A 15,520-nucleotide genomic window follows, 5' to 3' on the forward strand; every position below is an offset into this window, starting at 1 on the left:
GTGCACACCTGCTCGCATCCATGGTCGAACGCGTATTTAATCTATTTTAGGTACTTGTACATCGACTACCCCAAGGTCAATGACTTTGGTTTGGTGGTAGGTAGACCTCAATGTATCTACGGTGAGTTCATTGAGGATTAAATCGAGCTCGATGTCCTCACCAAACGTTTTATCAACAATGGTGACAGTATCTTTGGTTTGGTATACAAATGTGTCAAATAATCCATACGGTAAATGCATCTTAACCATGGGTTTTTTGACCAAACTGTATTGGTTGGTTAATTTAACGGCTTCTGCAGCAGCGTTCGTGTAAGCACGAATTAAGCCACCAGCACCCAATTTAATACCACCAAAATAGCGCGTAACTACACACAATACATCGGTTAGTTGATGGTGTTTCAGTACTTCTAGGATAGGGACACCTGCGGTTTTCGCAGGCTCTTTATCATCACTGGATTTAACCTCTTTACCATCACGAATGATGTATGCATAACAATTATGGTTGGCTTCACGTTGGATCAAACGCACGCGCTCTAACGTGGCTTGAGCTTCTTCAACAGAATGCACAATATAAAGCTGACCGATGAATCTAGACTTATCGATCACCAATTCTGTTTTAACTTCGGATTGAATATAATACATTGACTCACCTCATATCTAGGTAGGTAATCCCATGAAAAAGAGATTTCGACATGTTTTATTATACACGCTTTTAAGACCAGTGTTTAGAATTATTGTTTGGTTTAGGTATCGATTTATCGGCAGAAAATACAAAGGGTCAGCAAAGGGACCTTATTTAATCTTGGGGAACCATACGGTTAACTGGGACCCAATATTGTTGGCTATGAGTTTTAGAGAACCCATCTACTTTGTCGCATCCGACATGTTATTTTCGATTCCGGTGATATCCAAGGTTCTATCGTATTTGGTCCAACCCATTCCTAAGGCTAAATATAAAGCCGATACTGAAACCGTAAAAAACATGATTAAAGTGGCTCGTTCAGGAGGGTCTATCGGGATATTCCCTGAAGGCAATCGAACCTTTTCCGGTCGAATCATGTACATGCCTTATTCGATATCAAAATTGATCAAACTATTAAAACTACCGGTATTGTTTTATCGTTTAGAAGGTGGGTACCTCACCAGTCCAAGATGGGCAGTTCACAACCGACGTGGGAAAATGCGTGGTTATGTTAAAACCACATGGACCTATGACGAATATAAGGATTTAACCAACGATGAAATCTATCAATTCGTGGTTGAACAATTGTCCGTAAATGACTTGGATATGCAAGCAGCTAACCCGCGAAGATTCCGCGGTAAACACTACGCAGAATACATCGAAAGGGCGTTTTTCGTATCCCCAGTTACAGACAAGATTGGAACCATTTATTCCGATAAAGACGATATTTTCGAAAAAGGTTCGGACTTACATTACCGAATGAATCACTATGGATTGATTGAGAATATTGGACCGACAAAGCATTATCCAAATACCATTTTATGGTATGACCATCAGGTCAAAGTCGTCGAAACTTTAATTGATCAGCGGGTTGAGACACCGCTCTTCGAAGAAGATGCGAAAGCCTATGAATTATTGAAAAGAAAACAAATCCCCTTGTCTGATACACACATGGTATTGTATACCGACCGTTTCACGTTCACCATCAACGGTGAAGTTCAGACTTGGTTATATCAAGATATTATGCCGGCAGTACAATACTCACACACACTCATCGTTTACCACAAAGAACTGGTTAAAACCTATTTCTTTGTCGGTGATGAACGATTCAACGCATTAAAATACGTGATGTTTGCGAAAACATATCAAAGGAGGGTTCTAAATTATGATTCAGAACTATGAGTCTTTCGCTACTTGGGGGGCCATCATTTATTTCCTCATTCTCTCGGTGTTATTGCTGATTGGCAATGTCATCAGACGTAAAATACCGCTATTCAAAAAATCATTATTACCAACCGCAGTAATTGCAGGTTTATTGGGTTTAGTTTTAAAAGAAGTCGTCTTTAGACCACTGTCAAACGGTGGGACTTTACCCGTCGATTTTGTCGATAAATTCAATCAATTCTTAAACTTAGTAACATACCATACTTTGGCCCTTGGCTTCATCGCGATGGGTTTAAAGGTCAATGAAAAATTAGAGATTAAAACCAACCGTTCCCATGCGTATTATAATGGGATGGTCATCGTCTCCACCTACCTTTTACAAGGGGTGATTGGGATTGGTATGACTTTGTTGTTCGCCTATACATTCATGCCAGCATTTAAGTCCGGACCAGGACTTGCTACGGGTATTCTATTACCATTTGGGTTTGGACAAGGCCCAGGACAAGCAAATAACTTTGGTATCATCTATGAAGCCTTTGATCCAAACGGCTTTGTGGGTGGACAATCTTACGGCTTAGCCATGGCATCGATGGGCTTTATTTGGGCTGCGATTGGTGGGGTATTCTATCTGAACCGTGTTCAAAAGAAACGTGTCACTGGTGAAGAACGTGCACCACAAATGACATCGATTCAAGAAATCAGTGCACCCGATGAAATTCCGGTGGCAGAATCGATTGATAAATTAACCGTCCAAATCGCTTTAATTGTGACAGTATACGGATTAACCTTATTAACGATGTTTGGATTATCAAGATTGGTTGCGCTCAATGAGACCACCTATCGCATGTTAAACTCCTTAATTTGGGGCTTTAACTTCATCTTTGGTATGGTTATCGCTTTATTAGCTAAAAAGTTTTTTGTCTACTTGAGAAAAGTAGGTTGGATGACCAGACAATATCCGAACAACTTTATGTTGAACCGCATCGCAGGTGTTGTATTTGACCTCATGGTAGTCGCATCCATCACCGCGATCAATATGGAAGATTTATCTCAAAATAATATTTGGATTGCGTTCCTATTAATTTCAAGTGTGGGTGGTGCGATCACGATGTTCTACTTACACCATTTGACCAAACGCGTTTACAAACAATACCCACTCGAAGGGTTCTCAGCGATGTATGGTACATTGACGGGTACAGCTTCAACAGGGATTGCTTTACTAAGAGAAGTTGACCCTTATTATAGAACCCCAGCAGCAACCGATTTGGTTACAGGTACCACCACAGCCATCTTATTTGGCTTACCAATATTGTTACTTGCGTCCTATGCCCCACAGGGTATTACACAAGCCATCATCTCATTGGTAATCTTAACAATCCTGTTCGCAGGTTTCGCTGGATTCCTATTTAAAAAGCACTCATTAAAGAAGAAGGCATAGTTTTGCCTTCTTTTTGCACATAAATAAATCATAATTGTTGGATTTTTTTGACTTAGTACGATAAAAATGCTATAATCTCTATCAAGATTGGAGATTTAACACACTATGGAACTACCGCTGATAATTTTATTATTGGTTGTATTATTGATGCTGAGCTCAATGCTCTCCCTTTTTGAGATTGCCATTGAATCGGTAAATAAAACTAAATTAAAATCACTCGCTGATGACGGCTCTTCAAAAGCAAAACGTGTCATCAAACTCTCAGACGACGACGAATCTTTATCGATTTTACACATCGGTTATCAAGTATTCGCTATTTTTGGTACGATTATTTTGGGTTTTTATTGGATTGATAATTTGATTTCAGGGTTATCCAATTGGATGAATTTAGAAGGACGATTCCCTGAAAATATTCAATTTCTTGCTACCCCAACCTATCATCTGCTCGCTATTGTATTGTTGACCTTTGTTTGGATTGTGGTCGTACTCATTTTTGGCTATATCGTACCAAGAAAAGTTGGTATCAAATATAACGAACATTTAAGCATCCGTTTTATTGGCTTTATTGAGTTCAATGTCGCTTTGTTTAGACCCCTATTCGGGTTAGTGGTGTTGTTTTCTAAGGGTATCTTGAAACTGTTCAAAATTCACTATCATGAAGATCTTGATAAAGTATCCGAAGAAGAAATCATATCGTTGATTGAATCGGGTACCGAACATGGCACCATCAATGAAGACGAACAAGAAATGATCTCTTCCGTACTCGAATTTAATGACATCACAGCCGTTGAAATCATGACACCAAGAACCGAAGTTTATATGATAGATATCAATGAATTCAATGAACACACCATCGATGAAATGATTCAGGAAAACTACTCTCGTATCCCTGTTTATGATGACTCACCAGACGACATCATCGGTGTGATATACATCAAAGACGTATTTAGAGAAGCACGTCGCGTCGGTTTTGAAAACGTCGATTTGAAAAAAATCCTCAATAAACCCTATTTTGTCCCAGCTAGAAAGAAAATTGATGCCTTATTTAAGGAACTTCAAGCGGCTAAATCTTATATGGGTATTCTTGTCGATGAATACGGCGGATTCCAAGGGATTGTTACCATTGAAGACCTCATCGAAGAAGTTATGGGGGACATTTATGATGAGTATGATGAAGATATATCCGACATCAAAGAAATCGAACCTAATCGTTATTTAGTAAACGGCCTACTATCGGTTGAAGAGGTGAATGAAGCCTTAAATACGCAAATTCCTGAGGATGATTCGTATGAAACCATTGCTGGATTTATCCTTTCACACATTGGGTATATCCCAGATGTGAAGGACAATATTACCGTTGAAATCGACCATGTGACTCTAAAAGTCGACAAGATGGATGATAAACGAATCGATCAAGTGATCATCACGATCATACCGAAAACTGAAGATAATGAAGAAAACATCGAAGAACAGTCTAATTAAGACTGTTTTTTTCTCGTTTATCAGGGTTATTATGATATAATAAAACAGGTGATAATAATGGACGCTATCAAGCAATCCCTCTATGTAATACGAGCCTTAAAAAAACAAAATTTCGAAGCCTTTTTTGTCGGCGGCTGTGTTCGTGATTTCTTATTAAAACGTGAAACCAATGATGTTGATATCGCAACCGCTGCGAATCCATACAAAGTAATGGACATCACAAAAGCGAAGCCAACTGGCTTGCCATATGGTACCGTAAGCATTCAGAAAGACAAATTAAAAATTGAAATAACCACCTATCGTCGTGATGGTAATTATTTAGACAATCGCCATCCAGATGAAGTGATACCTGTACAAACCATCGAAGAAGACGTGAAAAGACGTGACTTTACGATCAATGGTTTGGCAATGAATGACGCCTATCAAATCTTCGATTATGTGGGTGGAAAAGAAGACCTAAGATTGAAAATTATACGTGCCATCGGCAACCCCGATGAACGTTTTCAAGAAGATAGTTTACGCATATTAAGAGCAGCTTATTTCCAATCAAAACTAGGGTTCCAAATTGAAAAGGAAACCCGTTTAAGCATGGCTAAAAACAAGGATTTAATCTTGAATTTACCAAATGAACGCGTATTTACCGAGCTGATTAAACTCTTAAAAGAGCCACATCAGTTGAACGCACTGAAGACCTTGGATACCTCTGGGATTTCAACCGTCTTACCAGGACTCGATAAAGGCATTCGATTTGTCGTTGAAAACATGAAAGAACCTTTATTCATTGACGCATTCTTTGGGTTATGTTTTAGCTTGAATGGCTCCGTTCCATCGGCTTGGAAATTTTCCAATATCGCGAGATTAAAATATGAAAAAGTGGTTGAATTGGTGAATCGAAACCAGCCATTATCGAATGTAGATTTATTCACCCAAGGGTTAGAAATCGCCTTACTTACGAATAAAGTGTCTTTCCTATTGGGCAAATCATCCAATCAAAAACGAGCGCTTGAAGAACGTTTCCAACAACTGCCCATCAAGAGTGCGTTAGATTTAAAACTGAGAGGTTCAGACCTCATCAGTATCACCAATAAAAAACAAGGGGCTTGGGTATCCAAAGCCATTGATGACATGGTCATCGCAGTCCTTGAAAACCGTGTTCAAAATGACTACGAAGCGCTAAAGGCGTATGTCTTACAGAAAGAGGTAAAGCATGAAAAGTGATTTCTTTTCTTACCTAGACGGGTTTAACTTAGTCACCATCATGGTGCCAAAACCCATCGATAATGATCACAAAAAATTTATCCTCGAGAGCGGCGTTCAAAAGATTGCTTTAACGATTGTTAAAATGCAAAACATCGGCGCTGAAACCAAATATTCTTGTGCCATCAACGATACGATTTTCCTCAATCAAAACTATATGGTTTTCGATGAATCGAGAAACCAATCATTCTTAAGAACAGGACAAATCGTACGTACCGAATTATTTGACATGATGTATGATTATGATGGTGATGATTTAGGGGTAACCTATAGCGAAAGTCAAACTACTTTTAAACTATGGACACCTGTTGCAAAAGAAGTGGAACTCGAACTCATTGAACTCAAAGGTATCAAACAATTCATCGATTTGAGATATCAAGAACTGGGTATTTGGTCAGTGACTATTTTCGGTAATCTCGAAGGCTATAAATATAGATACAAAGTTAGAGTCAATGAAATATTTAAAACGACCACAGACCCATATGCAATCGCCTCTTCAGCGAATGGCACGTATAACTACGTGGTCAATCCGGATAAATTCTATGCATTTAAACATGCAAAACCAGAGTTTTCTGGCCGAAAAGTGGATGCGGTTCTATATGAAACATCGATTCGTGATTTCACCATAGGTAGTTCTTCTAAGGCTACCCAAAAGGGTTTATACCGAGGATTTATTGAAGACCTACCAAATGAAGGTGTTCAACATATGGTCGACTTGGGTATAACCCACGTCCAATTGATGCCTGTATACGATTTCGAAGGCACGGACGAAATTAAGAAGAATGAACTTTATAACTGGGGCTATAACCCTTCTCAATACAATGTACCAGAAGGTTGGTTCTCAGCCAATCCCGATGATCCATATGAACGTATCAATGAACTTCGTGAAGTTGTGGATACCCTTCATGGTAAAGGTCTACGTGTGAACATGGATGTGGTGTATAACCACGTATTTAACATGGGGACTTTCCCATTTGAAAAATTGGTTCCAGGCTATTTTTTCCGTTTTGATGACAAAGGCATTCGCACCGAAGTTTCCGGTTGTGGAAATGACATCGCATCGGAACGCCCTATGATGCAAAAATTCATTTTAAATTCCATCAAATGGTGGATGAATACCTACCATATCGATGGCTTTAGATTTGACTTAATGGGACTACTTGACATCGAAACGATGAATAAGGTCGATAGTCTGGTACGCTCGATTGACCCAGCGGCATTCGTCTACGGCGAAGGTTGGAACATGGCCAATACGTTACCACCTGAAAAACGTGCACACATGGGCAATCAACAATTCATGCCATTCATTGCACATTTCAATGACGCATTTAGAGAAGCCATTAAGGGTGGTACATTCTCATCCACACTCGGGTTCGCGATGGGTGGAAAGGTATCCAATGCTGACTTATTCTATCTGTTTACAGGTAGCGCGGTCGATCAATACCGTTTCTTCAATCCAAATCAATCCATCAATTATATTGAATGTCATGATAACCATACGTTCTATGATCGTGCTAAAGTATTGAATCCGAACTTTACCGACGCAGAAATCAAAGATTATGCCCGTTTAGGACTCAGCTTTATCTTGTTATCACAAGGGGTGCCATTCATCCATGCAGGACAAGAATTCTTGAGAACCAAACAAGGGGTAGAGAACTCATATAAATCACCAGACGCTATCAATCAAGTCGATTGGACATTGCGTGAAAAGCATTTAGATTTGGTTCAAACGGTTAAGGATCTGATCGAGATTCGCAAGACTTATAAAGTCTTCCGATTGAGACAAGTCGCAGACATCAAGCAATCGATTCGAATTGCTGAACAAAGCGTTCAAACCTCCACAGTTTCATTCACTTTGAACGGTCTTAATCAGACCATCCGCGTGTTTTTCAAAAATAACTATATCGATGAGCTATTACCGGTAGGTGAAGGCTATAAAGTCATTTTTAACGGTCATAACAAGGTGGATGAAGTCGTGACTTCCTATGTTGTAAAACAACCAGGCGCGTATATTTTCGTAAAGGAGAACTAACATGGAATTTAATGCAAAAGTAGACAATATGAATGTCGGTTCGGACTTTCAAAATATCAATGTCACCTTGGTGAATGGCGATAAAAAAAATTTAAAGTTAACCGATGAACAAGCAAGAAAAATTGAGTTGGGTAAAACCTATCATTTTGAAGTGGAATCTTACTTAAAAGATGAGAAAGAACAATTCAAAGTGTTATCCTTTGTGGGTATTTTTGAATACATCCAAGACCCTGTTCAACTCAAAGAAGAACTTCGTAACTTTTATGAATACGCACCTGTGGACATGAAAGTATTACGCGATAGTATCCATAGCTATATGAACGCGATTGAAAACAAAGTTTTGAGCGATATCACAAAAGCGATTTTCAAACAATACGAACATAGTTTTTTCATGTTCCCAGCGGCGGTACGTTTCCATCACGCCTATATCGGTGGGTTAGCGTATCATACCAAAGTGATGTTGGATACAGCGAAACAATTCGCAGACATCTATCCGTATTTAAACAAAGACCTATTATATAGCGGAATCCTCTTACATGACATTTGTAAGGTGGATGAATTGAATGGGTTTGAAGGCGGCGAATACACCTTAGAAGGTCAATTGATTGGCCATTTGGTGATGGCCTCTATCAAAGTCGCAGAAACCGCTAAAACATTGGGTTATGAGAAGGAAGAAGCTGTATTGGTTTTAAATCATATCTTGTTATCTCATCATGGTTTACCTAATTTCGGCGCTGCACGCAAACCAGCTACCGCAGAAGCCATGCTCATCTGGTACATCGATACCATTGATTCTAAATTCACAGTACTTGGCGAAGAACTTGAAAAAACCCAACCAGGGGATTTCACCCAAGGCATCGCCGTACTGGATAAGACTCGATTTTATAAAACCAAACTATAGTAAAAACAGTTAGTGAATCAATATCACTAGCTGTTTTTTCATTTTTTATAGTAATAAATAGTATCTAAATATCGAAAAAAAGAGGACTGTTGAGGTCCTCTTTTACATCAGTAATTAGTTTTGATGTGGGAAACTTGTCCACCAGTCACCATAAACTTCATTGAATTCGACATTGTCAAATACATAAGAGAAGAATTGGTCTTGGTTGATTTCAACTAATCTTTCAGCTTTTACATTGTTTTCTGCAGAAGCAAAGTTATAGTTGGTTGAATCTAACAATCTATAAAGAAGGTTTAATTGGTTTTGTGACCCAGTATACTTCGCATAGACTGGTGCGAAATAGGCAGTGATTGCTGAAGAAACATTGGATGGTAAGTTTTCAACACCATATTCAGAATCCACTTCATTTAGATAAATTTGAACTTGATTTGCAGAGATTGCATCAGAATCACTGTATGCATTTAGGTAATATTTTTCACCAGCTGCATCGGTATATTCGATGTGTTCGTAAATCATGTATTCATCACTATCGTTCGCTTTGGAGTCATCATCAGCTGTGAATTGTGCACTGCTGGATACTGAACCACCGGTTGCTAAGATTAAATGCCATCCGAATGCAGTTTCTAAGACTTGTGTGTAGTCTGCAGGGGAGGATTGTAACCATTGGCTAGGGAAACTGTTGTTTGCGTCATATTCAGCTTTAACTTGTGCATAAATTTCTTTAGCACCTGCATAGAATGCATCGTCAAGCTTCGATGTTGAACCAATTGTATTTGTTGAGTTTGTGATTGCTGATAAGTTTTCAAACTTGAGGTTTAGACCTGCAGATTTGTATTCTGACCATTTGCATTCAGGGGTAACATCTAGTGGTGGAACTGTACAAGATTGTGGTGCAATTCTACCAGCAGTATTGTATTCTTCAACGATGGCATTTAAACCAGTAGAGATTGAAGAGTATGTCAATGCTTTGTCATGAATGGTAACCATGAATTCTACCAATAGAGCTTGGAAGTCAGCCAATTCTTGTGCATCTAATGTGTCGAAGTATTCAGCTGGATCATCCGGGCTGTCATTTTCATCCATATCAACATAAACTAGTAAGTGTGAAGAAGATAATGAGAAATATTGTTCTCTTAAACGGTTCGCATAATCTGCTAATGTTTGATAAATAGAGTCACCATATTGTGCTTCAAGGTCTTTGAGGTAAGCATCTTCTAATGCAGCTGCAACATATACGTTTTGAATGGCTTCATCGATAGAAGTTGCGCGGAATGCTAACATTAAGAAGTTCTTTCTACCCATCGATGCTGGATAACCAGAGGATGCGTAGTAGTCTTGACCAAATTGCTTGATGATGGTTTCAATATTCTTACGATATTCATCCATCTTTTCATCGGTAATAGTATCTACATAATCAGAAGCCTTAAGTGTTTGACGAATAGCCATATCGATTGCTACAGAAACACCAAGTCTCTTTTCAAGTTGTGCATAGAATGCATCAACAGTAATTTCAGTATCATTCACTTTAGCGATTAAAGTCTTACTGGACTTAGAAGCTAATTTAACTTCACTGAAGCTTTGTGCTAAGTATAATTGAACCAATTCGTCATAAATGACAACATCAGCTTCATTTAATCTTTCAGTAGCTTTTGTAGAAATATAAGAAGTGGTTAATTTTGCATCGAACACTTCATCATAAATTTCTTCTGCTTTAGCAGTTAATTGACCAGCTTCGTTATAAACGATGAATTCTTCATCTTCATCCATCCATTCAAGAACGGCTTCGTTATGGTCTTTAAGCTTATAAACTAAGAAATAGTTAGAACCGCTTAAACGTGGGCTTGCTGTAAATCTGGTTTCACCTTCAGCAGTTCCAAGTGTGTTGTAAATATAAGTACGTAGGCTTGTGTTTGTGAAGTCTTCGTATGCTTTTGTAAATGGAACATTGTCCAAATCAGCTAGAATGCTATCAACAGTGTAGTTTGTATTTACTGGATCACGGAAACTGTAAATGTAGTTGTAAATTTCTAAGAATTTTACAAGGGTTTCATCTTGAGTTAATGCTACATCGGAATCAGAACCTGCATCTGGATTGATGGAGTATTTGTCGTAGAACTTACGATAATCTGCTTCGCTAATCGAACCTGTATTTGCGATACCTAGGTCAGATAATGCAGTTGCTGCACGTCCAGTTACCACACTTACTCTTGGGTCTTGGAGTACATATAATTGGCTTCTGTAAGCCTTTAAGTTAAATCTACGTAATGTCGCGTTTGCTTCATTAAGGTTTACGAAACGAATGGTGATTGCACTCACATCGTAATTGTTTTTAACGCTGTTATCGAAGTATGTAGCTAAATCTTCGTCGATGTCGATGTAGCTTGAAGAATCTTTATCTTCAACTTCTTCTAATAAGATTTCTCTTGCATAAATCTTTTTAGCAACGTTAAGTTTATAGTAATCTAGAATAGCTGCGCTGTGGTTTTCGAAATCAACAACATCGATATCGCCTTCAGTTACAGTCGCGTTAGCTAGATAGAATGAATCCACGAATGATTTCACTTTTGTGCTAATTGTTTTCGAATCTAAATCCTTCAATTCTTCCATATCAGAAGTACCGAAAATTGCTTCATTAGCAAAATTTAATAAATCTTCAGCATAAGTTGCAGGGTTTGCTTCGATCATTGCTAATTCGTCAGCATATAAGGTTTTTTCAATCATTTCGACTAAGACTGAAGAACTACTTAAACGCATTTCTTGATACAATTGTTTTTCAGTGATGCTATACCCGTCTCCACTTAGATAGACCGTGCTTCCAAGGCTACCGTAAGGGGTGGATAATGAGTCGCTACCGCATGCGGCAAGCGTAACTGCAAAAGTCGTAAGTAGGACTAAAGCAGCTAATTTCTTAATGAGATTAGTTTTATTCACAATGTTCACTCCTTGAATTTTAATCACAAGCACTATTAATATAACACACATATATGGGGTTTGCAATCGTTTTTATGTGTTTTCACAATCTCACACAAAACCTTTAATATGAAATATTAGGTAATTAGGTAAGCCTTCATGTTATAATGATTTTGGTGATATTTTGAGACTCTATTCTATCGCAAGTGGTTCCAGTGGAAATGCCACTTATATTGAACATGAAAATTTAAGAATATTGGTCGATGCAGGCATTAGCTTTAAGAAATTAAGCAACGCCTTGTTAAGTGAGAATTTAAGTGCCCTACATTTAACCCATGTACTGGTCACGCATGAGCATATCGATCATATCAGAGGAATGGAAACCCTATTTAATAATATAAATGTACCGATATACACTTCATTTGGTACAGCAAAGTCGATGAAATACCTCGAAAATGACAAGTTTGCAGATAAGGTACGTATTATTGAGGCATTTTCTCCATTCAGTATTGGCAGTTTAACCATTACACCCATTCCGTTATCACACGATGCGGCTGAACCTTTGGGGTTTATTTTCGAAACTAAAAACATCAAATTAGGATATGTTACCGACACAGGCTACATCAGGGAAGGTTTAATTGAACCATTAACCAATTGTGACTTTTATTATTTTGAAGCCAACCATGACCCAGTGATGTTGAAAAACTCTAATCGTCCGTATCCAACCATCCATAGAATTTTAACCGAACGTGGTCATTTATCAAATGAAGACTCTGCCTACTATTTGTCAAAAATGATTGGACCAAGAACTAAAGGTGTCATCATGGCACACATTTCAGATGAATGTAATACCATTGACAAAATTAGATCAACCTATCAAACTGTATTTAAAGCAAACCAAAAGTCTTTCGATACTTTAAAGGTATATTATGCATCTCAAACACCGCTTGAGGTGATTGAATTATGAAATTAACGTTGATTTGTGTCGGAAAAATGAAACAAACCTATCTAAAAGACGCTATTCAAGACTATGTCAAACAAATGCCCTATCCTTTTGAAATAGTTGAAGTTCAGGATGAAAAAGAATCGAGTGGAATGGTAATTGAGGAGAAGCGAATTCTTTCTAAAGTGAATCCAAATGATTTCGTTATTGGTCTGGCAATCAAAGGTGACATGTTGTCCTCCGAGCAATTCGCAGATAAGCTCGATCGATGGATGACCTACGATAAAAAGGATTTGACTTTCATCATTGGTGGTTCATATGGATTTAGCGAAGCCGTTTATCAACGATGCAATTACTTATTATCGTTCTCAAAGATGACATTTCCTCACCAATTGATGCGTCTCATTCTTGTTGAACAAATCTATCGTGGGTTTCAAATTTTGAAGAATCATCCTTATCACAAATAGAAACCACAGTACAGTGGTTTTATTTATAGAAAACTGTCTTTACTATGTAAAAAGGTAAAAATCATTATATATTATGCATATAAAAATACGGATAAAAATAATAAAAAAGCATATTATATAATTTTAATGAAAGGTGAGAAAAAATGTATAAATATCTAATCTGGGATTTTAATGGTACCATCTTAGATGACTTAGAACTATGCCTAGATTTATTAAATGTGATGTTAGAAAAACAAAACAAACCCAAACTTGATGTGCCTGCCTATAAGCATGTATTTGGTTTTCCAATCAAAGATTACTATATTCAAGCGGGATTAACTTTTGATTCTTGGTCTTTCGATCAAATGAGTCAGTTTTTCATTGAAAGATATCAACCGGCCAGTTTTGAATGTCAAATTCATAAAGGTGTCATCGAAACCTTACAAGCCAGCATCCAAATGGGGTTAAAAAACATTATTTTATCGGCTTCACAAACAGATAACTTGATTGAACAAACTAAGATTTTAAATATCTTCCAGTATTTTGATTATATTATTGGTACCGATAATATCAAAGGTCAAGGCAAAATTGAACGTGGCATTCAACTGATGAAAGAAACGGGGATTGACCCTAACTCCTGTCTTTATGTAGGTGATACCATTCATGATGCCGAAGTAGCGAAGGCATTGGGTGTAAAAGTATTATTGTATACTGGTGGACATCAATCTGAAGCACGCTTAAGAACTGTAAATGAAAGAATTATTTATGAAATTAGTGATATAATTAATGTTATAAAGGGGTGAGTTTTCCTATGAAATTCATTAAGGGTTTTAAAACGTTTATCAGTAGAGGTAATGTATTGGATTTGGCTGTTGGGGTCATCATGGCAACCGCGTTTGGTAAGATTGTCACATCTGTCATCAATGACATTTTATTCCCGTTGATTGCTGCATTATTAGGCGAAGCTGATTTTAAAGACTTGGTTTGGCGTGTTAGACAAATCGGAACCGACGCGATTACAGGTGATCCAATTTATGCGACAGTTAAATATGGTAACTTTATTCAAGTGACATTTGAATTCTTGTTGATTGCCTTATTCATTTATATTGTTGTCGTTCAAATCGTAAAAGGTCAAGCTAGAAAAGAACGTCTTGCTGAAGAAGAACGTATTCGAAAAGAAAAAGAAGCAAAAGATAATCCTCAACCGGTTGTAAGACCTGAGGATATCCTATTATTAGAAGAAATCAGAGACTTATTAAAGAAAAATAGCACGAAGTAAGTGCTTTTTTCATAGAGGGAGTTTATATGGATAAAAATCTTTTTAAACAAAAAGTATATGACCAAGGTAGAGACCTTGAAGTAGCTATTTTCAACACTTTGTTTGAAGGTGATGAAAGAGAAATGGTTGCATATGCGTTATCAATTTTCCAAAACAAGGATGGTGGTTTTGGGCACGGACTAGAACCGGATTCAACCAATCCCAATTCTTCACCATTTCAAACATCGGTTGCTCTTGAAATTTTATGTGATGTTGGCTTTCGAGATGATAACCTAGATGAGTACACCAAGGATCTCATTAATCGTGCTTTTAAATACTTGTTAAAAACACTTGAAAATGATTATTGGCCATCCACGGTACCATCCAACAATGATTTCCCATGTGCGATATGGTGGATGCATGACCCAAACAAAAAACAGACCATTAATCCGACTGGCAGTATTTTAGGATCCACATTATTACTTGCAAATAAATCCACCAATGGATATAAAACTGCTCTGACACAAGCCATTCAACATTTAAAACGATATTTGAATGAACCATGTCATGAGAAACATGATTTGGCTGTTCTTGCTAGACTATACCATGCACTCAAAGAAGTAGAACCTCAGTGTGAGCTCTTAGGTGCATTCAAAGAGAAATTATTTAAAGAAATACAAGAATCTATAGATCCTGTTGACCAATGGAAAGGGTATGCGACCATGCCTTTTGATTTCCCTCTAGACGATGACAACTATGGTATTGATCCGACTATCCTATCAGCATCGGTGGATTATTTAAAGAGAACACTAAAGAACAACTATTGGGAACCTTCATGGCAATGGTACAAAGATGAAGATACCTTCGAAATCCAATCCATCAAATGGCATGGTATATTAATTAATAAATTCTTATCGTACATCTCACATATTCAAAAATAGATTGTATTTGAAGCATTTCTGTGATAATATATTTTCAAAAAGAAGGCTTGATTTATATGCAAACGA

General features: G+C 37.6%; 13 protein-coding genes. 11 read left to right on the plus strand and 2 right to left on the minus strand.

Features of this window, described 5'->3' with window-relative positions; genetic code table 11:
• Positions 1 to 36: 36 nt before the first annotated feature.
• Positions 37 to 642, minus strand: a complete 606-nt coding sequence (locus tag N7548_RS02555; RefSeq protein ID WP_263607846.1) for an IMPACT family protein — start codon at positions 640 to 642, stop codon at positions 37 to 39.
• A 31-nt stretch (positions 643 to 673) separates the two neighbouring features.
• Between N7548_RS02555 and N7548_RS02560 the strand changes: the two genes are divergently transcribed.
• The 6 genes from N7548_RS02560 (at position 674) to N7548_RS02585 (ending at position 8,956) form a co-directional block, all read left to right on the plus strand.
• Positions 674 to 1,864, plus strand: a complete 1,191-nt coding sequence (locus N7548_RS02560) for a lysophospholipid acyltransferase family protein (RefSeq protein WP_263607847.1) — start codon at positions 674 to 676, stop codon at positions 1,862 to 1,864.
• Positions 1,848 to 3,284, plus strand: a complete 1,437-nt coding sequence (locus N7548_RS02565) for a sodium/glutamate symporter family protein (protein WP_263607849.1) — start codon at positions 1,848 to 1,850, stop codon at positions 3,282 to 3,284. Before N7548_RS02560 ends, N7548_RS02565 begins: the two co-directional genes overlap by 17 nt.
• 105 nt (positions 3,285 to 3,389) lie before the next feature.
• Positions 3,390 to 4,766 carry a hemolysin family protein gene (locus N7548_RS02570; protein WP_263607851.1) on the plus strand — a complete coding sequence of 459 codons (1,377 nt, stop codon included), beginning with the start codon at positions 3,390 to 3,392 and terminating at the stop codon, positions 4,764 to 4,766.
• Between the two features lie 57 nt (positions 4,767 to 4,823).
• Complete coding sequence (locus tag N7548_RS02575; RefSeq protein WP_263607853.1) at positions 4,824 to 5,984, plus strand: CCA tRNA nucleotidyltransferase; 1,161 nt, start codon at positions 4,824 to 4,826, stop codon at positions 5,982 to 5,984.
• Positions 5,974 to 8,055 (plus strand): type I pullulanase, encoded by a 2,082-nt coding sequence (gene pulA, locus N7548_RS02580; RefSeq protein WP_263607855.1) that lies wholly within the window; start codon positions 5,974 to 5,976, stop codon positions 8,053 to 8,055. Before N7548_RS02575 ends, pulA begins: the two co-directional genes overlap by 11 nt.
• Position 8,056: 1 nt before the next feature.
• Positions 8,057 to 8,956 carry an HD domain-containing protein gene (locus tag N7548_RS02585; protein ID WP_263607856.1) on the plus strand — a complete coding sequence of 300 codons (900 nt, stop codon included), beginning with the start codon at positions 8,057 to 8,059 and terminating at the stop codon, positions 8,954 to 8,956.
• Between the two features lie 114 nt (positions 8,957 to 9,070).
• Here N7548_RS02585 and N7548_RS02590 read toward each other — a convergent pair whose 3' ends face one another.
• Positions 9,071 to 11,887, minus strand: coding sequence for a hypothetical protein (locus tag N7548_RS02590; RefSeq protein ID WP_263607858.1), 2,817 nt, complete (start codon positions 11,885 to 11,887; stop codon positions 9,071 to 9,073).
• 163 nt (positions 11,888 to 12,050) lie between these two features.
• Between N7548_RS02590 and N7548_RS02595 the strand changes: the two genes are divergently transcribed.
• From N7548_RS02595 to N7548_RS02615, 5 genes are all read left to right on the plus strand, one after another.
• Positions 12,051 to 12,833, plus strand: coding sequence for an MBL fold metallo-hydrolase (locus tag N7548_RS02595; protein ID WP_263607859.1), 783 nt, complete (start codon positions 12,051 to 12,053; stop codon positions 12,831 to 12,833).
• Complete coding sequence (gene rlmH / locus N7548_RS02600) at positions 12,830 to 13,276, plus strand: 23S rRNA (pseudouridine(1915)-N(3))-methyltransferase RlmH (protein ID WP_263607860.1); 447 nt, start codon at positions 12,830 to 12,832, stop codon at positions 13,274 to 13,276. The genes N7548_RS02595 and rlmH overlap by 4 nt, the downstream gene beginning before the upstream one ends.
• 143 nt (positions 13,277 to 13,419) lie before the next feature.
• Complete coding sequence (locus N7548_RS02605; RefSeq protein WP_263607861.1) at positions 13,420 to 14,058, plus strand: HAD family hydrolase; 639 nt, start codon at positions 13,420 to 13,422, stop codon at positions 14,056 to 14,058.
• Positions 14,059 to 14,066: 8 nt separating this feature from the next.
• Entirely contained in the window at positions 14,067 to 14,534 is a 468-nt protein-coding gene (gene mscL / locus N7548_RS02610) for a large conductance mechanosensitive channel protein MscL (RefSeq protein WP_263607862.1), read from the plus strand.
• Positions 14,535 to 14,560: 26 nt separating this feature from the next.
• Complete coding sequence (locus N7548_RS02615; protein ID WP_263607863.1) at positions 14,561 to 15,454, plus strand: prenyltransferase/squalene oxidase repeat-containing protein; 894 nt, start codon at positions 14,561 to 14,563, stop codon at positions 15,452 to 15,454.
• Positions 15,455 to 15,520: the final 66 nt, after the last annotated feature.

The organism is Paracholeplasma manati, from assembly GCF_025742995.1.
In the GTDB taxonomy this organism is placed as follows: domain Bacteria; phylum Bacillota_I; class Bacilli_A; order Acholeplasmatales; family UBA5453; genus Paracholeplasma; species Paracholeplasma manati.

Bases quoted from the DNA above. Each gene is read 5' to 3' on its own strand.
- N7548_RS02570 (WP_263607851.1), top strand. From the start codon at position 3,390: ATGGAACTACCGCTGATAATTTTATTATTGGTTGTATTATTGATGCTG.
- pulA (WP_263607855.1), top strand. From the start codon at position 5,974: ATGAAAAGTGATTTCTTTTCTTACCTAGACGGGTTTAACTTAGTCACC.
- rlmH (WP_263607860.1), top strand. From the start codon at position 12,830: ATGAAATTAACGTTGATTTGTGTCGGAAAAATGAAACAAACCTATCTA.
- mscL (WP_263607862.1), top strand. From the start codon at position 14,067: ATGAAATTCATTAAGGGTTTTAAAACGTTTATCAGTAGAGGTAATGTA.
- N7548_RS02585 (WP_263607856.1), top strand. From the start codon at position 8,057: ATGGAATTTAATGCAAAAGTAGACAATATGAATGTCGGTTCGGACTTT.
- N7548_RS02560 (WP_263607847.1), top strand. From the start codon at position 674: ATGAAAAAGAGATTTCGACATGTTTTATTATACACGCTTTTAAGACCA.
- N7548_RS02575 (WP_263607853.1), top strand. From the start codon at position 4,824: ATGGACGCTATCAAGCAATCCCTCTATGTAATACGAGCCTTAAAAAAA.
- N7548_RS02555 (WP_263607846.1), bottom strand. From the start codon at position 642: ATGTATTATATTCAATCCGAAGTTAAAACAGAATTGGTGATCGATAAG.
- N7548_RS02615 (WP_263607863.1), top strand. From the start codon at position 14,561: ATGGATAAAAATCTTTTTAAACAAAAAGTATATGACCAAGGTAGAGAC.
- N7548_RS02565 (WP_263607849.1), top strand. From the start codon at position 1,848: ATGATTCAGAACTATGAGTCTTTCGCTACTTGGGGGGCCATCATTTAT.
- N7548_RS02605 (WP_263607861.1), top strand. From the start codon at position 13,420: ATGTATAAATATCTAATCTGGGATTTTAATGGTACCATCTTAGATGAC.